Below are 19,361 nucleotides of genomic sequence, written 5' to 3' on the forward strand. Positions count from 1 at the left end.
GACACCGCGACGTCAAGGAAGTCGTGTCGATCAACGGTCCGGCGGCGGAGATCAGTGGTCCGCCGGCCGCACGGTTCGGACATCTGGTCCGGTACGGACACGGACGGGACGTGAACTCGGCGCGGCGGGTTGTCGCCGGTCAGCTGGTCGCCCGTCCGCCGGTTGCGGCAGTGGATGTACGGGTAGGCGGGGGGCGGTGAACCGCCGCGTCGTCGCACGTCCGGCCAGGGATTCGGTCCGGTCGTCGCGTCGACTCGGTCGTTCGCTCAAGTTCAGTGATCGTTTACCGGGCTTTCGCGCACACGCGATGAGCGAAACTGGGTTAGGCTGCGGACCATGTGTGGAATCGTGGGTTACGCCGGCGCGCGGCCGGCGCTCGGCATCGTGCTCGACGGGCTGCGGCGGCTGGAGTACCGCGGCTACGACTCGGCGGGCGTCGCCGTGGTGTGCGACGGGCAGCTGCTGACCGAGAAGAAGGCCGGCAAGCTGGCCAACCTGGAGAAGGTGCTCTCCGAGCGCGCCGCCGAAGATCCCACCTCCTGTGCGGCCAGCCCGATCGGCATCGGTGACGGCACCACCGGCATCGGGCACACCCGCTGGGCCACCCACGGCGGTCCCACCGACCGCAACGCCCACCCGCACGTCGCCCCGGACGGCCGGGTGGCCGTGATCCACAACGGCATCATCGAGAACTTCGCGAAGCTCCGCGCCGAGCTGGAGGCCGACGGCGTCCAGTTCACCAGCGACACCGACACCGAGTGCGTAGCCCACCTGCTCTCCGCCGCGCTCACCGAACTGCGCGCCGCCGGCCAGCCGGACGCTCCGCAGCTGCTCGCCGCCGCCATGCGGGTCGTCTGCCAGCGCTTGGAGGGCGCGTTCACCCTGCTCGCCGTCGACGCGGGCGTACCCGGTGCCGTGGTCGGCGCGCGGCGCAACTCCCCGCTCGTGGTGGGCCGGGGTCAGGGGGAGAACTACCTCGCCTCCGACGTCGCCGCGTTCATCGAGCACACCCGGGACGCGGTGGAGCTGGGGCAGGACCAGATCGTCCTGATCACCGGCGACACGATCGAGATCACCGACTTCGACGGCCAGCCCGCCAGCGGCAAGGACTTCCACATCGACTGGGACTCGTCGGCCGCCGAGAAGGGTGGCTACGACTGGTTCATGCTCAAGGAGATCGAGGAGCAGCCGCAGGCGATCGCCGACACCCTGCTCGGCCGGCTCACCGAGTCGGGCGAGATCGCGCTCGACGAGGTCCGCCTCAGCGACCAGGACCTGCGGGACGTCGACAAGATCTTCATCGTGGCCTGCGGCACTTCGTACCACGCCGGCCTGGTCGCGAAGTACGCCATCGAGCACTGGACCCGGATCCCCTGCGAGGTGGAGCTGGCCAGCGAGTTCCGCTACCGGGACCCGGTGCTCGACCGGTCCACCCTGATCGTGGTCATCTCGCAGTCCGGCGAGACGATGGACACCCTGATGGCGCTGCGCCACGCCAAGGAGCAGAAGGCCCGCGTGCTCGCCATCTGCAACACCAACGGCTCCACCATCCCGCGCGAGTCCGACGCCGTGCTCTACACCCACGGCGGCCCGGAGATCGCCGTGGCCTCCACCAAGGCGTTCCTCACGCAGGTCGTCGCCTGCTACCTGATCGGCCTGCACCTGGCCCAGGTACGCGGGATCAAGTTCGCCGACGAGGTGGGCGCGGTGGTCGCCCAGCTGCAGGAGATGCCGGGCAAGCTGCGGGAACTGCTCGACCGGATCGAGCCGGTCCGCGAGCTGGCCCGCGAGCTGAAGTCCGAGCCGACCATCCTCTTCATCGGCCGCCACGTCGGCTACCCGGTGGCGCTGGAGGGCGCGCTCAAGCTCAAGGAGCTCGCGTACATGCACGCCGAGGGCTTCGCCGCCGGCGAGCTGAAGCACGGCCCGATCTCGCTGATCGACAAGGGCACGCCGGTGATCTGCGTGGTGCCCTCGCCGGTGGGCCGGGGCATGCTGCACGACAAGGTCGTCTCCAACATCCAGGAGGTCCGCGCCCGGGGCGCCCGGACCATCGTGATCGCGGAGGAGGGCGACGAGGCGGTCGTCCGCTACGCCGACCATCTGATCTACGTGCCGCGGACGCCCACCCTGCTCTCGCCGCTGGTCACCACCGTGCCGCTGCAGGTGCTCGCCGCCGAGATCGCCGCCGCCCGGGGGCACGACGTCGACCAGCCGCGCAACCTCGCGAAGTCGGTCACCGTCGAGTAGCCACGACGACCCGTCCGGTCCCGGTCCGCCGCACCCGGTGGGCCGGGACCTCGGTGTCTCGGGAAGCCGCCTGCGCACCTCGTGCGCGCCGGTGACCAGCTTCGACGCCGAACTACGCCGGCCGCAGGCAGGTCGTGGTGGCTGGCCCGGAGCTGCCGGCGGTGGTCGCCCCGGCCGTCCGAGACCGTGGCCCGGCAGTCAGCGGCCGAGCACGATGCGGGCCATGCCGTCCAGCGCCGGGTTCTCCGCGTCCCAGTAGCCGGTGTGGCCGCGCGCTCCGCTGGCGAAGACCCGCCCGCCGAAGCCCGGCGTGGCCGGATCCCGCCCGAACCACAGCTCGTGCCCGCCCTGCCCCGGCCAGCCGAGCGCCGCAGCCAACGGCGAGGCGTGGAACATGGCCCGCCGGGCCAGGTCGTCCGGGGAACGGGCCAGCCGGATCACGTCGTCCGGCGCGCTGCTCGCCCAGACCTCGCCGGAGGGCAGGCGCAGCTCGGTGGCGTGCCCCACACCGACTCCCGGCGAGCCCACGAAGACGAGGGCGTCGGCGGCCAGGCCGTGCTCCCGGGCGGCCGTGCCCACCACCAGCGACCCGTAGCTGTGCCCGAGCACGGTCTGCCGGGCCGGCGGGCCCTCGTGGGTGGCCCGCAACCCCTCCTGGAAGTTGTGCAGGGTCGGCCCCGCGTCCCGCGCCTGGCCGGCCGTGACCGCCTCGTGCAGGAAGTCCGGAGCGTCGTAGTCGAGCCAGAGCACGGCCGCGCTCCGTTCGTCGGGCGCCAGCTCGGCGCAGCGGGAGAGCACCTGTGCCGCCCGGCCGAGCTCGCCGGGCGCGTCGTCGAGGCCGGCGGTCATCCCCGGCACGTACGTCAGCACCCGGTCGGAGTGGTCCGGGTCGCCGAGCGCGACGACCACCCGCCCCTCCCCGGCCGGGTCGAGCCCGAGCAGGTACGCGCGCGGCCCCGCCGCCCCGATCAGCCGGTCGGTGAGCGCGTCCAGGCCGGTCAGCCGGCCGGCGAGCCAGCGCAGCCGGGCCGCCTCGACCGGGCCGGTGGGCACCCGGCCCAGCAACCGCTCCCGCTGCGCCAGCAACTCCGCCCGGTGAGCGCCGAGCAGGAGGCGGTTGGCCTGGTCGCGGGCGGTCACCGGCACCCCGTCCAACCGGCCCACCAGCGCCGGCTCGCGCGCCACCAGCCAGCGCCGCTGGGCCGGCGTCAGCCCCGCCCACCAGGCCCGGACGAGCGCCGGGTCGGCGTCCGGCCCGGGCCGGACGGGCGGCGGCGGCTCCTGCCAGCCCGCCGTGGCGGCCCCCGCGAGCGCGGCCAGCTTCGCCGCCGCCGCCCGGTCGGCGGCACCGGCCGACTCGAGCGCCTCCCGCAGGGCCGCCGTCACGCGGGCCGCGGCCGGGCCGTCCCGCTCGCTCGGCCGGATCCGGGCCGGATCCGTGCTCACCCGCCCCTCGCGGTCGATCGCCAGCCCGGACGCGTCCGCGGCGGCCACGGCGGCGGCGAGCTGCCCCTTCGCGGTCGCGATCCGTGCCGCCAGCTCGGCGAGCACCTGGTCGGCCTCGATCAGTGCCGGCGTCACCGAGGTCAGGTCGGCGCGGAGGTCGGTGACCCGCGCGCCGGCCGCGGTGGCCGCCGTGCCCGACCACCCCTGCGCCAGCGCCGCACCCCTGGCCGCCAGCGCCGCCGAACGCCTGTCGACGAGGGCCGTCAGCCCGGCCCACTCCGCGCCGGCGGTGCGCCAGGCGCCCGGATCGGCCGCCCAGAGCTGGGCGTAACCGATCGTGGTCATCGGGGCAGGACGGCGAGCCGGCGGGCGGCGCGGTCGTCGACCGCCTGATATCCGTCGACGGACGCCCGGACCGCTCCACCCGCCTCGGCCACCCGACCGCCGAGCCGGCCGAACCAGCCGTGCACCGCGACCTCCAGCGCGTCCAGCGCCGCGGCCGTCGACCAGCCGGGAGCGGCCACGGTCAGCCCCGGCGTGCCCGCCAGCCCGTGCGCCAGCCGGTAGGCGTCGTCGTCCAGCGCCCGGGCCGCCTCCCGCAGCACCTCCGGCCGGACCGTGAACGGCTCCTCGGTCATCCCCGTACCCCCCGCATCGATCGGCGTCGACGGCGTGACGTTAGGCGGCCGGAGGTGCGTTCCGGGTGCCCTGTGGACGGCGTGCGGCGGTCGTACGCCCAGGTCGTCCACAGGCGTTGTCCGGCGCGGACCCGGCGGCTAATCTGCGCGGTTCTCCGCCGGTAGGGTGAAGTGGTGATCGTCGCTGTCGGCATCGACGTCGTGCTGGTCGACCGGTTCGCCCGGGCGCTGGAGCGGACGCCGCTGCTCGCCGAGCGGCTCTTCACCGAGGCCGAGCGGTACACCCGCGCCGGCAGCCCGCGCCTGCCGGAGTCGCTCGCGGCGCGGTTCGCCGCGAAGGAGGCGGTGGCCAAGGCGCTCGGCGCGCCGGCCGGCCTGAACTGGCACGACTGCGAGATCGTGCCGGATCCGGGCGGACGGCCCTGGCTCTCCGTCTCCGGCACGGTGGCCGCGGCGGCGGTCGAGCACGGGATCAACCGCTGGCACCTCTCGCTGTCGCACGACGGCGGGATCGCCTCGGCGATGGTGGTCGCGGAACGCTGAAGGTCGGTCGGGCCGATCGGCCCGGGACGTGGGACGGGGGACGGTGCCGTGAGACCGGTGTGGCGGGTGGCGGACGTACGCGCGGCGGAGGCCGGCCTGCTCGGCACCCTCCCGCCCGGGACCCTCATGCAGCGGGCGGCCGCCGGGTTGGCCCGCCGCTGCGCGCTGATCCTCGCCGACCGGGGTGGTGTCTACGGCTCCCAGGTGCTGGTGCTGGCCGGCTCGGGCGACAACGGTGGCGACGCGCTCTTCGCCGGCGCCCACCTGGCCCGGCGCGGCGTCGCGGTGTCGGCCGTGCTGCTCACTCCCGGCCGGGCCCACGCCGAAGGGCTCGCCGCGCTGCGCGCGGCGGGCGGCCGGGTCGTCGACCGCCCGCCGGCCGTGCTCGACCTGGTGCTCGACGGGATCGTCGGCATCGGCGGCACCGGCGGGCTGCGGGAGACGGCGGAGCAGTTGGCCGCCAGCCTGGCCGGCTGCTGCGGGCGCGACGGCCTGCGGGCCACCGTGGTGGCGGTGGACGTGCCGAGCGGGGTCACGGTCGACACCGGCCACGTGCCGCTCACCGCCGCCGGCCGGCCGAACGCGGTCCGGGCCGACGTGACGGTGACCTTCGGGGCGTTGAAGGCCGCCCTGGTGGTGGGCCCGGCCGCCCCGCTCGCCGGTGAGGTCGAGCTGGTCGACATCGGGCTCGGGCCGTGGCTGCGCGGCACACCGGCGCTGCGGGTCACCGAGCGGTCGGACATCGTGCGGTGGTGGCCGAAGCTCGGCCCGGCGTCGGAGAAGTACACCCGGGGAGTGGTCGGGGTGGCGACCGGCTCGGCCACGTACCCCGGCGCGGCGGTGCTCTCCGTGGGTGGGGCGTTGGCCGGGCCGACCGGCATGGTGCGCTACGCCGGCGGCGCCCGGGACGAGGTGCTGCGCGAGCACCCTTCCGTGATCGCGACCGGGCGGGTCGCCGACGCCGGACGGGTGCAGGCGTGGGTCTGCGGCTCGGGGCTCGGCACCGGCGAGGACGCCGCCGCCGAGCTGCGCGCGGTGCTCGCCGCGCCGGTTCCCGCAGTGCTCGACGCCGACGCGCTCACCCTGCTCGTGGACGGCTCCCTCGCCGAGAACCTGCGCAAACGGGACGCCCCGACCGTGGTCACTCCGCACGACCGGGAGTTCACCCGGCTCTGCGGGGAGGAGCCGGGCGCCGACCGGGTGGGGGCCACGCTGCGGCTCGCCGCCTGGATGAACGCCGTGGTCCTGCTCAAGGGCGACCGGACGGTGATCGGCACGCCCGACGGCCGGGCGTACGTCAACCCGACCGGCACCCCCGTGCTGGCCACCGGCGGCACCGGTGACGTGCTGGCCGGGCTGCTCGGCTCGCTGCTCGCCGGTGGCCTGCCCGCGGAGCGGGCGGCGGCCGCGGCGGCGTACCTGCACGGGCTGGCCGGCCGCGAGGCGGCCCGGAGCGGCCCGGTGATCGCACCTGACGTGGCCGCCGCGCTCCGCCCGGTGATCGCCCGGCTGGGCTGATCGTCCCGCGGTGTCGTGGGCGCGGCCCGGGTCGGCCCCCCCGCCGGGGCGGCGTTGCGGGCGGTCGGGCACGGCGCTGGTCACGCACGCGTGCGTCCAGCCGCGCGTTGATCACACCGGAAAGTACGCTGGGCACATGTGGCAGGCCGAGGTACGCGTCGATCTTGACGCGATCCGTGAGAACGTGAGCCGGATCCGGTCCGGCACCACCGCAGAGGTGATGGCGGTGGTGAAGGGCGACGGGTACGGGCACGGCATGGTTCCGGCCGCCCGCGCGTCGCTGGACGGCGGGGCCTCCTGGCTCGGCGTCTGCACGCTCGACGAGGCGCTCACGCTGCGCCGGGCCGGGATCACCGCGCCCGTGCTGGCCTGGCTGCTGGCCCCTGGGCTGCCGCTGGACGAGGGGATCGCCGCCGGGGTGGACCTCGCCGCCGCGAGCCTTCCGCAGCTCGACGAGATGATCCAGGCGAGCCGGCGCGCGGAACGTCCCGCGCAGCTGCACCTGAAGATCGACACCGGGCTCTCCCGGGGCGGGGCGACCGTCGCGGACTGGCCGGCTCTGCTCGAGGCAGCCGCCAAGGCGCAGTCCGACGGGTTGATCGAGGTCGTCGGGGTGTGGAGCCACTTCGTCTACGCCGACATGCCCGGCCATCCGACGACCGACCGGCAACTGGCCGTCTTCCACGAGGGGCTGAGCATGGCCGAGGAGGCGGGGCTGCGTCCCCGCTACCGGCACCTGGCCAACTCGGCGGCCGCCCTGACCCGCCCCGACACCCACTTCGACCTGGTCCGACCGGGGCTGGCCGTCTACGGTCTCTCCCCGGTGGCGGGGGAGACCTTCGGTCTGCGCCCGGCGATGACGGCCCGCGCCAAGGTGGTGCTGAGCAAGCGGGTGCCGTCCGGCAGTGGCGTCTCGTACGGGCACACGTACACCACCGAACGGGAGTCGAACCTGGCCGTGGTGCCGCTCGGTTACGCCGACGGGGTGCCCCGGCACGCCTCCAACTGCGGTCCGGTGCACCTCGGCGGCGTGCGACGGACCATCTCCGGCCGGGTCTGCATGGACCAGTTCGTGCTCGACTGCGGGGACGACCCGGTCGAGGCCGGCGACGTGGTGACCCTCTTCGGCAGCGGCGCCGACGGCGAGCCGACCGCCGACGACTGGGCCGAGGCCGTGGGCACCATCAACTACGAGATCGTCACCCGGTTCGGCAGCAGCCGGGTGCCCCGGGTCTACGACGGCGAACGACCGTGAGCGGCGAGTCGGGCTCGCGGGCCCCGCGATCGCGAGCGAAGGTAGCGACTGTGGGTGTGAGGAGTGCGCCAGGCCTGCGAGCCGGGGTCGCGCCGTGACGCCGTACCGCATCCCCCGGCCGCGGAGCGCGGCCGGCCGGGTCGCGGGGGTGGTCGGTGCCGCGGTGGGGGTCGCCGCCGCCGGTCTGGCCGCCGGCGTCGCCACCGAACGCGTCCTGGTCCGCCGGCTCAAGTCCCGTCCGGCCGATCCGTACGCCGACGAGCAGTTCGGCCAGCAACCGTACGACGAGGCGTTCCAGCTGGAGCTGCCGGACGGCACCGACATCCACGTCGAGGTCGTCGAGCCGAAACGCGCGGCGCCGCGCCGGCCGACGGTGGTGCTGGTGCACGGCTTCTGCCTGGACATGGGGACGTTCCACTTCCAGCGCAAGATGCTCACCGAGCGCGGCGAGCACCGGGTGGTCGCGTACGACCAGCCCGGCCACGGCCGCTCCGGCAGGTTGGAGACCGGCGAGTACGACCTCACCCTGCTCGGCCACACCCTCCGCCGCGTGATCGACCGGACCGCCCCGGAGGGGCCGCTGGTGCTGATCGGTCACTCGATGGGCGGGATGACCATCATGGCCCTCGCCGAGTTGTTTCCGGAGATGTTCGGCGACCGGGTCGTGGGCACGGTGCTGATGGCCACCTCCGGCGGGCTGCTCGCCGAGACCAAGCTGGTGGCGCCGGCGCTGATCGGCCGGGTCGGCGGGCCGGTGCTGCACATGATGAGCAACGCCACCCGCTACGGCGGCACGGTCATCGACAAGGCCCGCAAGTCGACGTCGAACGTGGCGTGGCTGCTCACCCGCAAGTACGGCTTCGGGGGCAGTAGTCCCAGCCCGGCCCTCGTGTCGTACGTGGAGACGATGAACTCGCGCACCTCGGCGGACACGGTCACCCGGTACCTGCGTACGCTGGCCACGCACTCCCGGTACCCGGCGTTGGCCGCGCTGGCCGGCACGCCGGTGCTGGTGGTCGTCGGTGACAAGGACATGATCACACCGGTGACCCACTCGGAGGAGATCGTCCGCCGGCTGCCGCACGCCGAGTTCGTCAAGATCCCCGACAGTGGCCACGTGGTGATGCTGGAGCATGCGGACGAGGTCAACGCCGCGGTGGCGAGGTTCCTGGAGGAGTGTTGAACAAGGTCGTCGTGAAGCTGCCCACCGTCTCCGACACGCAGGAGTTCGGCCGCCGGCTGGCCGACGTGCTGCGCGCCGGTGACCTGGTGCTGCTGACCGGTCCGCTGGGCGCCGGCAAGACCGCGTTGACCCAGGGCATCGGCGCCGGCCTCGGCGTGCAGGGTGCGATCACCTCGCCGACCTTCGTGATCGCCCGGGTGCACCGGCCCGATCCGGCCGGCGGCGGGCGGGTGGCGCTGGTGCACGCCGACGCGTACCGGCTGGGAGACGCCGCGGATCCGCGCGCCGAGATCGACGACCTGGACCTGGACGCCTCGGTGGACGAGTCGGTGACGGTGGTCGAGTGGGGCGAGGGGCTGGTCGAGCAGCTCACCGACGCGCACCTTCGGGTACGCATCGACCGCCGCGAGGACGACACCCGGATCGTCGAGCTCGAGCCGGTGGGCGGCGACTGGCCGCAGCGCCTCGACGCCCTGGCCTGAGCGGCTCCTTCCCGCGCCGGCCACCCGAGCGGCGGTCTCCCGCCGCGCGGCGGTGTCGGGGGCGGCTGGTAGGAAGAGGGCCGACCGACTGCGAAAGGTTGCCGATGGCCGACGTTCCCGCCCTGGACCTGCCGGCGCTCCTGCCGGAGGAGTGGCGCGCCCTGCTCACCCCGCACCTCGATCCGGCCCGCACGGCGGCGCTGGGTGAGTTCGTCGCCCGCGAGTACGCGGCCGGGCCGGTCTTTCCGCCCCTGGAGGACCTCTTCTCCGCCTTCCGGCTCTGCCCACCGGGCGCCTGCCGGGTGCTGATCCTCGGGCAGGACCCCTACCACCGGGCCGGGCAGGCCCACGGACTCAGCTTCAGCGTCCGCGAGGGCGTCTCCGTCCCGCCGTCGCTGCGCAACGTCTTCAAGGAGCTCGGTGAGGACGTCGGAGCGCCGAAGCCGCGCAGCGGCAACCTCGCCGGCTGGGCGGCCCAGGGCGTGCTGCTGCTCAACAGCGTGCTCACCGTCCGGCAGGCCACTCCCGGCTCACACGCCAACCAGGGGTGGGAGGAGTTCACCGACGCCACCATCCGGGCGCTCGACGCGCTCCCCGAGCGGGTGGCCTTCCTGCTCTGGGGCGGCTACGCCCGCAAGAAGGCGGCGCTGGTCACCAGCCCGCAGCACGTCGTGCTGGAGGCGGGTCATCCCAGCCCGATGAATCCGCGTGGCTTCCTCGGCAGCCGGCCGTTCAGCGCGGCCAACAAGGCCCTCGCCGACGCCGGCCGTCCCACCGTCGACTGGGAGCGGTCCGCCGGCTGACCGGTCACGCCGGGTGGTGGCCGGTTCGCGGGCGCAGCTGCCCTTCGCGGTAGCGGTGCAGGAGCGCCGCCGTGCGGGGGTCGGTCACGTCCAGCTGCACCAGGGGCACCACCCGGTAGCTCCGGCCACCGTGCCGGACCTCGACGGTCTCCGGCAGCTCGTCGCACATGACCGCGCGGATCTCGCCGTAGCGGGTGCGCCAGCGATGCTCGCCCGGCTCCTCGGGTTCGAGGTGCGGCCCGCCGAACTCTTTCCACCGGGCGTTCCACCGCTGGCCGTACGCCTTCTCCAACCAGCGGGTCAGCCGGGCGGAGTCGCGCCAGCGGATCGCCAGCTCCGGGGCGTCGACCGGTAGCGGCGCCCCCTGGAGCAGCGCGGCGGTCGCCCCGGTGATCGCGTTCGGCAGGTCACCCAGCCGGTCGAGCAGCTGGTCCAGGTTGAGGCGCTCGATCCGGTCGGCCAGTGGGCGGCCGGCCAGGGCGGCCAGCTCGGCGTCCAGGTGCGCGTCGAGCGGCTCGACCGCGACCGTGAGCTGTCCGCCCATCGCGGCGAGCAGGTTCTCGAGCACGGGCAGGGTCGGGGTGCGGTCGCCGCGTTCGATGCGGGCGACCGTTGCCTGGCTGAACCCCGGCCAGCTCCGCCAGCTGCCGCTGGGTCAGCGCACGCGACTCGCGCTGCTGTCGGACGGTACGGCCGAGGATCCTCACGAGGCGGGTCGACATGGCGGCAATCGTGGGGCAGGCCGCTGCCGTGGCGGTACCGCGGCGGCGACTACCCGACTCGACCGATCCCGCCAGGCCCGCCGCCGATCGGGTCCGACGCACCGAACCACCCACAGATGCGTCACAAGACCCATATTTATGCCTGTGAGGTATCAAGCTCGCGGGTAGTTACGGCACCGACGGTGGTGGTCGCGGCGACTCGCGGCACGAATCGGCGCGGGCGGAGACGTTCGGGGGACGGCAACGACGAACGTCGGTACGGGATGTGGGACGGCGGGTGGGGCGTCACCGGGCGTGACGAGAGGTCCGGCTAGGCTGGCATACCGTGCTCGTACTCGTGGTGGACAGCTCGACCCCTGCGGTCACCGCGGCGCTGGTCGAGGTCTCGGCGGACGGCGTCGCGTTGCGGGCGCACCGGTGCACGGTCGATGCCCGGGCGCACGGTGAACTGCTCGCCCCGGAGGTGGACGCCGTCCTCGCCGAGGCGGGCGCCCGCCCCGCCGACCTCGCGGCGATCGTCGCCGGGCTCGGCCCAGGTCCGTTCACCGGGCTGCGGGTGGGCCTGGTCACGGCCGCCACGATGGGCCAGGTGCTCGGCGTACCCACGTACGGTGTCTGTTCGCTGGACGGCATCGGTCACCCGGTGGCCGCCGGCGAGCCGGTGCTGGCGGTCAGTGACGCGCGCCGCAGGGAGGTCTACTGGGCGGTCTACGACGGCGCGGGCCAGCGGATCGCCGGGCCGGAGGTGAGCGCCCCCGCGGTCGCCGCCGAGCGGGCCCGCGACCTCGCGGCCACCGTCGCGGTGGGCGACGGCGCGCACCGGTACGCCGATGTCCTGGGGCTGCCGGTCCGCGCCGAGCCCCGCTTCCCGGACCCGCTCGAACTGGCCCGTCTGGCCGCCGAGCGGATTCGCGCCGGCGCGCCCGGCGAGCGGCTCACCCCGCTCTACCTGCGCCGCCCGGATGCCGTGGCGTCGATCGCCCGCAAGCCGGTCCTCCCGTGAGCGCGAGGAGTGAGCCGGGCCTGCGAGCCCCGCAGTCGCGAACAAGGGTTGCGCCGTGAGCACCGTGCGGCTCGGCAGCTTCCGCTGGTGGCACATCGACGAGGTGCTGCCGATCGAGGCGGACCTCTTCGGCGCCGAGCAGTGGTCGGCGGCGATGTTCTGGAACGAGCTGGCCAACGGGCACTACTACCGCATCGCGACCGGCGACGACGACGTCGTGCTCGGCTACGCCGGGCTGGCCGGGGCCCCACCGGACGAGGTGTGGGTGCAGAACATCGCGGTCCGGCGGGACGCCCAGCGTCGGGGCGTCGGCCGGCTGCTCCTGGAGGACCTTCTCGCCGAGGCGACCCGGCGTGGTGCGCGCAGCACCCTGCTGGAGGTCGCCGTCGACAACGCCCCCGCCCAGCGGCTCTACGCGATGTACGGCTTCGAGCCGATCGGGGTGCGGCGCGGCTACTACCAACCGAGCAACACGGACGCGCTGGTCATGCAGCGGAGCGAGGACTGATCCATGGCTGACGAACCGCTCATCCTCGGCATCGAGACCTCCTGCGACGAGACCGGGGTCGGCATCGTCCGCGGGCACACCCTGCTCGCGGACGCGCTGGCCTCCAGCGTCGAGGAGCACGCCCGCTTCGGCGGTGTGGTGCCCGAGGTGGCCAGCCGGGCCCACCTGGAGGCGATCGTGCCGACCATGGACCGGGCGTTGACCGAGGCGGGCGTGACCATCGCGGACATCGACGCGATCGCCGTCACCTCCGGACCGGGGCTGGCCGGCGCGCTGCTCGTCGGCGTGGCCGCCGCCAAGGGGTACGCGCTCGCCGCCGAGAAGCCGGTCTACGGGGTGAACCACCTCGCGGCGCACGTCGCCGTGGACACCCTGGAGCACGGGCCGCTGCCGGAGCCGGCGATCGCGCTGCTGGTCTCCGGTGGGCACTCGTCGCTGCTGCTCGTCGACGACCTGGCGCGCGGGGTCACTCCGCTCGGCGCCACCATCGACGACGCGGCCGGCGAGGCGTTCGACAAGGTGGCCCGGCTGCTCGGGCTGCCCTTCCCGGGTGGTCCGCCGATCGACCGGGAGGCTAGGGCCGGCGACCCGGCGGCCATCGGCTTCCCGCGCGGCCTCACCGCCGCCAAGGACCTCGCCGCGCACCGGTACGACTTCTCCTTCTCCGGGTTGAAGACGGCGGTGGCGCGCTGGGTGGAGGCCCGCCAGCGGGCGGGTGAGCCGGTGCCGGTGGCCGACGTGGCGGCCTCCTTCCAGGAGGCGGTCTGCGACGTGCTCACCGTGAAGGCGCTGGAGGCCTGCCGCGCCAACGGGATCGAGACGCTGGTGATCGGTGGGGGAGTGGCGGCGAACTCGCGGCTGCGGGCGATGGCCGAGCAGCGGGCCGAGAAGTACGGCGTCCGCGTCCGGGTGCCCCGGCCCAAGCTCTGCACCGACAACGGGGCGATGGTCGCCGCGCTCGGCTCGCACCTGGTCGCCGCCGGGGTGGAGCCGAGCCGGCTGGACCTGCCGGCCGACTCGGCGATGCCGCTGACCGTCGTCAGCGTCCCCGGGGACGTGCGGTGATCGTCCGGATGTGGGAGGTGCGGGCGGAGTCGTACGGCCTCGCCGACCTGATCACCTGGGTCTGCGACACGGCCCTGCCGGAGTTCGAGCACGATCCGCGCCACCTCAGCAGTGAGGTCTTCTCCTCCACCGATCATCGGCTGGTGGTGATCTCGAAGTGGCGCAGCGATCCGCCCGCGTTCCCGGATCCGCCGCCGATGCTGGTCGCCCGACCGCCGCACGCCTGGGACTTCACGCAGGTCGATCGCTGACCCCTGGGGTGCCGAAGAACACGTCCGTCAGCTGGTAATTGGTTCGCACGGGCAACCGCCGGCCGCCTAGCGTCGACGGGCCATGCGTTTCTCACCGGCCGGAGATCCCGGCGTACCCGATGACCGGTCGGCGACCCGCTACCTGATCTGGTTGGCCGGCCGGCAAAAGCTGATCTTCGCGACGGGCATCCTGCTCGGCGTGACCTGGATGGTCGCCCAGGCCCTGATGCCGGCCGCCGTCGGTCGGGCCGTCGACGGGCTGAGTCGTCGGGACGACGGCGCGTTGCTCACCTGGGGTCTGGTGCTGCTCGGTCTCGGCGTGCTCCAGGCCGTCGCCGGAGTGCTGCGGCACCAGTGCGCCGTACGCAACTGGCTCGCCGCCGCGTACCGGACGGTGCAGCTCACGGTGACGGCCGCGAACCGGCTCGGTGCCGCCCTGCCGCGCCGGGTGGCCACCGGCGAGGTGGTGAGCATCGGCACCTCCGACATCAACCAGATCGGGCACGCCGTCGACATCACGGCCCGGGGCACCGGAGCCCTGGTGGCGATCGTGACCGTGGCGGTGATCCTGCTCGGCGCGTCGGTACCGCTCGGGTTGGTCGTGGTGCTCGGCGTGCCGGTGCTGATGGCGGTGGTCGGCCTGCTGATCCGGCCGCTGCATCGGCAGCAGCACGCGTACCGGGACGCCGAGGGGAAGTTGACCACTCGGGCCGGTGACATCGTCTCCGGCCTGCGGGTGCTGCGCGGCGTCGGCGGCGAGCCGATGCTCTCGGCCCGCTACCGGGCCGAGTCGCAGGCGCTCCGCTCGCACGGCGTACGGGTGGCCCGGGTCGAGTCGCTGCTGGAGGCGGCGCAGGTGTTGCTGCCCGGCGCGTTCCTGGTGCTGGTGACCTGGCTCGGGGCGCGGTTCGCGCTGGACGGTCGGATCAGCCCCGGCCAGCTCGTCGCCTTCTACGGCTACACGGCGTTCCTGGTCAGCCCGCTCCGGCAGCTCACCGAGGCGGTGGACAAGCTGACCCGGGGGCACGTGGCGGCCCGGCGGGTGGTCCGGCTGCTCCGGCTCACCCCGGACCTGGTCGACCCGGCCCGACCCGCGACAGTGCCGGACGGGCCGGGGGAGCTGGTCGACGTCGAGTCCGGGGTGCGCGTGCCGCCGGGCCGGTTCACCGCGATCGCCGCCACCACCCCGGAGGAGGCCGCCGCGATCGTCGACCGGCTCGGTCGGTACGTCGACTCGGACGCCACGCTGCACGGCGTACCGCTGCGGGAGCTGCCACTGGCGACGGTGCGGGAGCGGATCCTGGTGGCCGACAACGACGCGCGCCTCTTCACCGGCCCGCTCCGGACGGAGCTCGACCCGCGTGACCTCGGCGACGCCGACGCGCTCGACGCGGCGCTGCGGGCGGCGAGCGCCACCGACATCGTCGAGGCGCTGCCCGACGGGCTGGACAGCCGGGTCGCCGAGCGCGGCCGGGAGTTCTCCGGGGGGCAGCAGCAGCGCCTGCGGCTCGCCCGCGCGCTGGTCGCCGCCCCGGAGACGCTGCTGCTGGTCGAACCGACCAGCGCCGTCGACGCGCACACCGAGGCGCGGATCGCCGCCGGGCTGGGCGCGGCCCGACCCGGCCGGACCACCCTGGTCTGCACCACCAGCCCGCTGCTGCTCGGGCACGCCGAGCACGTGATCTTCGTCGAGGACGGCAAGGTCGTGGCCGAGGGCAGCCACGCCCACCTGTACGACAGCGAGCCGCGCTACCGGGCCACGGTCAGCCGGGGGGAGAACTGATGGCCGCCGCGCTGCCCGTCGCCGACGCCACCCAGGTGCGCCGCTACGCGCGTACGTTGATCCGCCGGCATCCGCGGGCCCTCGCCGTGGCGCTCGGCCTGCACGCCCTGGCCGCCGCGGCCGGTCTGGTCGCCCCGCGGTTGCTCGGCGACCTGGTCGAGGGCATCTCCCGCGGTACGTCCCAGGTGACGGTGGACCGGGTGGCCCTGCTGATCGCCGGGTTCGTGGTGGTGCAGGCGGTGCTGGTCCGCTTCGCCCATCTGGCGTCGGCGCGGCTCGGCGAGCGGGTGCTGGCCCAGCTGCGGGAGGAGTTCGTCGACCGGGTGCTCGCGCTGCCGCTCTCCACGGTGGAGCGTGCGGGCACCGGTGACCTGCTGACCCGTACCTCGCGGGACGTCTCGGCGCTGTCCCGGACGGTCCGCCTCGCGGTGCCCGAGACGCTCGTCGCGCTCGTTACGGCCGCCTTCATCATCGGCGCGTTGCTGCTGGTCAGCCCGCTGCTCGCACTGCCCTGTCTGATCGCGGTCCCGGTGCTGTGGGCCGGCACCCGGTGGTACCTGCGCCGGGCGCCCGCCGGATACCTGCGGGAGAACGCGGCCTACTCGGACATCACCGACGGGATCAGTGAGACGGTCGAGGGCTCACGGACCACGGAGGCGTTGCGCCAGCAGGCCCGCCGCCGTGCCCGCACGAACGCCGACATCGCCCGGTCGTACGCCGCCGAGCGCTACACCCTCTTCCTGCGTACCGTCTTCTTCCCGGTGGCCGAGATCGGCTACGTGGTGCCGGTGGTGGCGACCCTCGTCGTCGGCGGCTGGTTCTACCTCAAGGGCTGGGTGAGCCTCGGTGAGGTCACCGCCGCCACGCTCTACGTGCAGCAGCTGGTCGACCCGGTGGACCGGCTGCTGTCCTGGTTGGACGAGCTGCAGGTCGGCGGCGCCTCGATGGCCCGCCTGCTGGGCGTCGCCGAGCCCTCGCCGGCAGGCGTCGCCGGTCGGGAGGCGCCCGAGGGGCGGGACGGCGCCGTGGTCGCGGCCGACGACGGCGGCGACGAAGTGGCGGGCGAACGGCGGCTGGTGGCCCGGAACGTGCGGTACGCGTACCGCGCCGGGCGGGACGTACTGCACGGCGTGACGTTGGTGCCCGAGCCGGGGGAGACGCTGGCCGTCGTGGGGCCGTCCGGCGCCGGCAAGTCGACCCTCGGCCGGCTGCTCGCCGGGGTGCACGCCCCGCACAGCGGCACGGTCACCGTGGCCGACCGCCCGCTGGAGACCCTGCCGCTGGCCGAGCTGCGTTCGCACGTCGCGCTGGTCACCCAGGAGCATCACGTCTTCATCGGTACGCTCCGCGAGAACCTGGCGATGGTCCGGCCTTCGGCCACCGACGCGGACGTACGGGCGGCGTTGTCGGCGGTGGCCGCACTGGACTGGGCGCAGGCGCTGCCGGACGGGCTGGAGACGCCGGTCGGCTCGGGCGGGCATCCGCTCTCCCCGGCGCAGGCGCAGCAGTTGGCGCTGGCCCGGCTCGTGCTCGCCGACCCGCACACGCTGGTGCTGGACGAGGCGACCTCGTTGATCGACCCGCGTGCCGCCCGGGAGCTGGAGCGCTCCCTCGCCGCGGTGCTCCAGGGGCGCACGGTGATCGCCATCGCGCACCGGCTCTTCTCCGCCCACGACGCGGACCGGGTGGCCGTGGTCGAGGACGGGCGGATCACCGAGCTGGGCCCGCACGACGAGCTGGTCGCCGCCGACGGCTCGTACGCCGCCCTCTGGCGCTCCTGGCACGGCACTCCCTGACCCCGCGGCGCTGGTCCGGCCTGGGTCAGGTGCGGCGGAGGAGACGGTAGGTGGCGACGCCGCCGGTGCCGAGGGCGGCGAGGAAGACCAGCCAGACCACCGTGCTGCTCACCCCCGCGTTCGGGCCGGTGTTCGCGGAGGCGGCGGCGAGCAGACCGTCGGCGCCGGGTGCGGGCAGCGCCGCCGGCGGCAGCTCCGGCCAGCGGACCAGGTTGGTGCTCTCCAGCATCTGCATGTGGTGCAGCACGAACCGGTTGGCGTCGTCGCAGAGCTTGCGGACGGTGGCGTCGCGGGTGCTCGCCCGGACCGCGCCGATCACCGGGAAGATCTTGCCGTGCGCGACCCGGAGCCGGGTCACGAAGATCTGGTCGAACCGGGCCCCGGAGGCGTTCTGCATCTCCTTGAGCCAGCCCTTCTGCTCGTCCGTGGGCTCCGACGGGATGCTGGCCCGCAGCTTGTTGGCGGCGTCCACGACGAGCTGGTCGAGCTCCTGGTGCTCGGTGGCGATGCCCGCCCCGATCTCCCGTACCTTGGCCGACTGGCCCTTCTCGGCCGCCATCTGCCCGGCCGGCATCTCCCAGAGCCCGGCCAGTCGCACCCCGTTGAGCAGGGTCATGTCGGCCGCGTTGAGCTGCTGGCCACTCGCCGGCGCGGCGACGGCCGCCCCGGGCAACACCCCGAGCGTCGCCAGGATCGCGACGAGCAGCAGCGCCGCCCGGTGCGGGCGGTGCCCCGGGCGGCTACGGGCGGTTCTGAGCGCGGCCATGTCTGCGGTGCCTCCTCGGTGCGGGCCGAACGTGCCGGGGCCGGGCCGCCGGTTGAGGCGGCGGCCCGGTCGGAGACTGGTACGGACCGATCGCCGTTTCAGTTCACGAATCCTCGGCGCGGCGCGCGAATCGGTGACGTCCGCGGTGCCCGGGAGTGGCCGCCGTCAGCCGATGTCGAGCGGATCGGCCAGCAGTCGTTCGAAGGCCAGCTCGGCGGCGCCGACGAGGGCGGCGTCGTCGCCGAGCTTCGGGGTGCGCAGTCGTACGTGCTCCACACAGGCCGGTAACGCGTTGGCGTTGAGTCGGCTGCGGATCTGGGCGGCCGCCGCGAGGTAGAGGTCGCGCATGGTCCCGCCGAAGATGACCATCTCCGGGTTGAAGAGGTTCACCAGGTTCGCCACGCCGAAGCCGAGCCAGTCGCCGGCCTGCCGCACCGCCGCGCCGGCCCGGGCGTCGCCGCGATCGGCCGCGTCGAAGACGGCGAGCAGCGCCTCCCGCCCCTGCGCGTCGGAGCGGCCGGCGTTGCGCAGCAGGCCGTACTCGCCGATCTGGGTCTCCCAGCAGCCCCGGGAGCCGCACTCGCAGCGCTCGCCGTCGCGGACCACCTTCATGTGCCCGACCTCGCCGCCGTACCCGCCGTGCCCGGTGACCCGCCGGCCGCCGGCGATGATGCCGGCGCCCACGCCGACGTCGCCGTACAGGTAGACGACGTTGTCGCAGCCGGCGGCGACCCCGCGGGCGTGCTCCGCGAAGGCGGCCACGTCGGCGACGTTGCCGACCGTGATCGGCACGTCGACCCCGAGCTCGGCGCCGAGCGCCGCAGCGACCGGCTCGTCCACCCAGCCGGTGGTGGGGGCGAGCCGAACCAGTCCGTCGTCGCGGCGGACCATGCCGCAGACCGCGACGCCGGTACCGACGCAGACCGCGTCGGCGGGCACCCGCTGCTGCATCTCCTTGACCGCGCCGGCGAGCAGCGGCGCGGCCTCGGCGACGAGCAGGCCCCGAGGCCGGTCCAGCTCCCGGCGGTCGAGCACCACGCCGCCGAGGCCGACGCGGGCGGCCCGCAACCGATCCACCTCGATGCTGTAGGCGTACGCGTGGATCCGGGTCGACTCGGGCCGGACGACCGGCGACGGTCGCCCGGCCCGGCCGGTCTCCTTCGGTGCGCCCTCGCTGACCAGCCCCGCACCGGCGAGGTCGGCGGTCAACGCGCCGATGGTGCTGCGGTTCAGGCCGAGCGCGGTGGTCAGTTCGGCGCGTGAGGTCGCCCCGTGGACGTGGACGTGACGCAGCAGGGCACCGAGGTTCTGCCGGCGGATCTCGTCCTGGCTCGGTCCTGGGGGCATGT

The 19,361-nt window shown here is 74.5% G+C and carries 18 protein-coding genes; 13 read left to right on the forward strand and 5 right to left on the reverse strand.

Annotated elements, in window-relative coordinates; translation table 11 throughout:
* The first annotated feature begins 336 nt into the window (after nucleotides 1–336).
* Nucleotides 337–2,250, forward strand: coding sequence for a glutamine--fructose-6-phosphate transaminase (isomerizing) (glmS, locus tag D7044_RS10925; RefSeq protein ID WP_120688790.1), 1,914 nt, complete (start codon nucleotides 337–339; stop codon nucleotides 2,248–2,250).
* A 198-nt stretch (nucleotides 2,251–2,448) separates the two neighbouring features.
* Here glmS and D7044_RS10930 read toward each other — a convergent pair whose 3' ends face one another.
* Nucleotides 2,449–4,041 carry an alpha/beta hydrolase gene (locus D7044_RS10930; protein ID WP_120688791.1) on the reverse strand — a complete coding sequence of 531 codons (1,593 nt, stop codon included), beginning with the start codon at nucleotides 4,039–4,041 and terminating at the stop codon, nucleotides 2,449–2,451.
* Nucleotides 4,038–4,334 carry a hypothetical protein gene (locus D7044_RS10935; protein WP_120688792.1) on the reverse strand — a complete coding sequence of 99 codons (297 nt, stop codon included), beginning with the start codon at nucleotides 4,332–4,334 and terminating at the stop codon, nucleotides 4,038–4,040. The genes D7044_RS10930 and D7044_RS10935 overlap by 4 nt, the downstream gene beginning before the upstream one ends.
* Before the next feature lie 174 nt (nucleotides 4,335–4,508).
* Between D7044_RS10935 and D7044_RS10940 the strand changes: the two genes are divergently transcribed.
* The 6 genes from D7044_RS10940 (at nucleotide 4,509) to ung (ending at nucleotide 10,118) form a co-directional block, all read left to right on the forward strand.
* Nucleotides 4,509–4,877 carry a holo-ACP synthase gene (locus tag D7044_RS10940; RefSeq protein ID WP_120679808.1) on the forward strand — a complete coding sequence of 123 codons (369 nt, stop codon included), beginning with the start codon at nucleotides 4,509–4,511 and terminating at the stop codon, nucleotides 4,875–4,877.
* Nucleotides 4,878–4,925: 48 nt separating this feature from the next.
* Nucleotides 4,926–6,395, forward strand: coding sequence for an NAD(P)H-hydrate dehydratase (locus tag D7044_RS10945; protein WP_120688793.1), 1,470 nt, complete (start codon nucleotides 4,926–4,928; stop codon nucleotides 6,393–6,395).
* Between the two features lie 136 nt (nucleotides 6,396–6,531).
* Nucleotides 6,532–7,650, forward strand: coding sequence for an alanine racemase (alr, locus tag D7044_RS10950; RefSeq protein ID WP_120678990.1), 1,119 nt, complete (start codon nucleotides 6,532–6,534; stop codon nucleotides 7,648–7,650).
* A 94-nt stretch (nucleotides 7,651–7,744) separates the two neighbouring features.
* The gene (locus D7044_RS10955) at nucleotides 7,745–8,833 is read left to right on the forward strand and encodes an alpha/beta fold hydrolase (protein ID WP_120688794.1); all 1,089 of its coding nucleotides are present in this window, start codon (nucleotides 7,745–7,747) and stop codon (nucleotides 8,831–8,833) included.
* Entirely contained in the window at nucleotides 8,827–9,315 is a 489-nt protein-coding gene (gene tsaE, locus D7044_RS10960) for a tRNA (adenosine(37)-N6)-threonylcarbamoyltransferase complex ATPase subunit type 1 TsaE (RefSeq protein ID WP_120678994.1), read from the forward strand. Before D7044_RS10955 ends, tsaE begins: the two co-directional genes overlap by 7 nt.
* Before the next feature lie 104 nt (nucleotides 9,316–9,419).
* On the forward strand, nucleotides 9,420–10,118 hold the full coding sequence (gene ung / locus D7044_RS10965) for a uracil-DNA glycosylase (RefSeq protein WP_120688795.1): 699 nt from the start codon (nucleotides 9,420–9,422) through the stop codon (nucleotides 10,116–10,118).
* Nucleotides 10,119–10,122: 4 nt separating this feature from the next.
* Here the strand turns inward: ung and D7044_RS10970 are convergent, their stop codons facing one another.
* The gene (locus D7044_RS10970; RefSeq protein ID WP_233564948.1) at nucleotides 10,123–10,686 is read right to left on the reverse strand and encodes an XRE family transcriptional regulator; all 564 of its coding nucleotides are present in this window, start codon (nucleotides 10,684–10,686) and stop codon (nucleotides 10,123–10,125) included.
* 479 nt (nucleotides 10,687–11,165) lie between these two features.
* On the opposite strand from D7044_RS10970, the gene tsaB reads away from it, so the two are divergent.
* From tsaB to D7044_RS11000, 6 genes are all read left to right on the forward strand, one after another.
* Nucleotides 11,166–11,843, forward strand: a complete 678-nt coding sequence (tsaB, locus tag D7044_RS10975; RefSeq protein WP_120678998.1) for a tRNA (adenosine(37)-N6)-threonylcarbamoyltransferase complex dimerization subunit type 1 TsaB — start codon at nucleotides 11,166–11,168, stop codon at nucleotides 11,841–11,843.
* Nucleotides 11,844–11,898: 55 nt separating this feature from the next.
* Nucleotides 11,899–12,351, forward strand: coding sequence for a ribosomal protein S18-alanine N-acetyltransferase (rimI, locus tag D7044_RS10980; protein ID WP_199716574.1), 453 nt, complete (start codon nucleotides 11,899–11,901; stop codon nucleotides 12,349–12,351).
* A 3-nt stretch (nucleotides 12,352–12,354) separates the two neighbouring features.
* On the forward strand, nucleotides 12,355–13,416 hold the full coding sequence (gene tsaD, locus D7044_RS10985; RefSeq protein WP_120679000.1) for a tRNA (adenosine(37)-N6)-threonylcarbamoyltransferase complex transferase subunit TsaD: 1,062 nt from the start codon (nucleotides 12,355–12,357) through the stop codon (nucleotides 13,414–13,416).
* On the forward strand, nucleotides 13,413–13,667 hold the full coding sequence (locus tag D7044_RS10990; protein WP_120679002.1) for a hypothetical protein: 255 nt from the start codon (nucleotides 13,413–13,415) through the stop codon (nucleotides 13,665–13,667). The genes tsaD and D7044_RS10990 overlap by 4 nt, the downstream gene beginning before the upstream one ends.
* Nucleotides 13,668–13,749: 82 nt before the next feature.
* Complete coding sequence (locus tag D7044_RS10995; protein ID WP_120679004.1) at nucleotides 13,750–15,450, forward strand: ABC transporter transmembrane domain-containing protein; 1,701 nt, start codon at nucleotides 13,750–13,752, stop codon at nucleotides 15,448–15,450.
* The gene (locus D7044_RS11000) at nucleotides 15,450–17,246 is read left to right on the forward strand and encodes an ABC transporter ATP-binding protein (protein WP_120688796.1); all 1,797 of its coding nucleotides are present in this window, start codon (nucleotides 15,450–15,452) and stop codon (nucleotides 17,244–17,246) included. The genes D7044_RS10995 and D7044_RS11000 overlap by 1 nt, the downstream gene beginning before the upstream one ends.
* A 25-nt stretch (nucleotides 17,247–17,271) precedes the next feature.
* Here the strand turns inward: D7044_RS11000 and D7044_RS11005 are convergent, their stop codons facing one another.
* Together D7044_RS11005 and D7044_RS11010 are read right to left on the reverse strand one after the other, a co-directional pair.
* The gene (locus tag D7044_RS11005; RefSeq protein ID WP_120679008.1) at nucleotides 17,272–18,012 is read right to left on the reverse strand and encodes a DUF4142 domain-containing protein; all 741 of its coding nucleotides are present in this window, start codon (nucleotides 18,010–18,012) and stop codon (nucleotides 17,272–17,274) included.
* A gap of 165 nt (nucleotides 18,013–18,177) precedes the next feature.
* Entirely contained in the window at nucleotides 18,178–19,359 is a 1,182-nt protein-coding gene (locus D7044_RS11010) for an ROK family protein (RefSeq protein WP_120679010.1), read from the reverse strand.
* Nucleotides 19,360–19,361: the final 2 nt, after the last annotated feature.

Source organism: Micromonospora musae (genome assembly GCF_003626635.1).
Lineage (GTDB): Bacteria > Actinomycetota > Actinomycetes > Mycobacteriales > Micromonosporaceae > Micromonospora > Micromonospora musae.

What these genes read in the sequence shown, in the direction of transcription:
- glmS (WP_120688790.1), top strand. Translation starts at nt 337, where the DNA reads ATGTGTGGAATCGTGGGTTACGCCGGCGCGCGGCCGGCGCTCGGCATC.
- D7044_RS10930 (WP_120688791.1), bottom strand. Translation starts at nt 4,041, where the DNA reads ATGACCACGATCGGTTACGCCCAGCTCTGGGCGGCCGATCCGGGCGCC.
- D7044_RS10935 (WP_120688792.1), bottom strand. Translation starts at nt 4,334, where the DNA reads ATGACCGAGGAGCCGTTCACGGTCCGGCCGGAGGTGCTGCGGGAGGCG.
- alr (WP_120678990.1), top strand. Translation starts at nt 6,532, where the DNA reads ATGTGGCAGGCCGAGGTACGCGTCGATCTTGACGCGATCCGTGAGAAC.
- ung (WP_120688795.1), top strand. Translation starts at nt 9,420, where the DNA reads ATGGCCGACGTTCCCGCCCTGGACCTGCCGGCGCTCCTGCCGGAGGAG.
- tsaD (WP_120679000.1), top strand. Translation starts at nt 12,355, where the DNA reads ATGGCTGACGAACCGCTCATCCTCGGCATCGAGACCTCCTGCGACGAG.
- D7044_RS10995 (WP_120679004.1), top strand. Translation starts at nt 13,750, where the DNA reads ATGCGTTTCTCACCGGCCGGAGATCCCGGCGTACCCGATGACCGGTCG.
- D7044_RS11000 (WP_120688796.1), top strand. Translation starts at nt 15,450, where the DNA reads ATGGCCGCCGCGCTGCCCGTCGCCGACGCCACCCAGGTGCGCCGCTAC.
- D7044_RS11005 (WP_120679008.1), bottom strand. Translation starts at nt 18,012, where the DNA reads ATGGCCGCGCTCAGAACCGCCCGTAGCCGCCCGGGGCACCGCCCGCAC.
- D7044_RS11010 (WP_120679010.1), bottom strand. Translation starts at nt 19,359, where the DNA reads ATGCCCCCAGGACCGAGCCAGGACGAGATCCGCCGGCAGAACCTCGGT.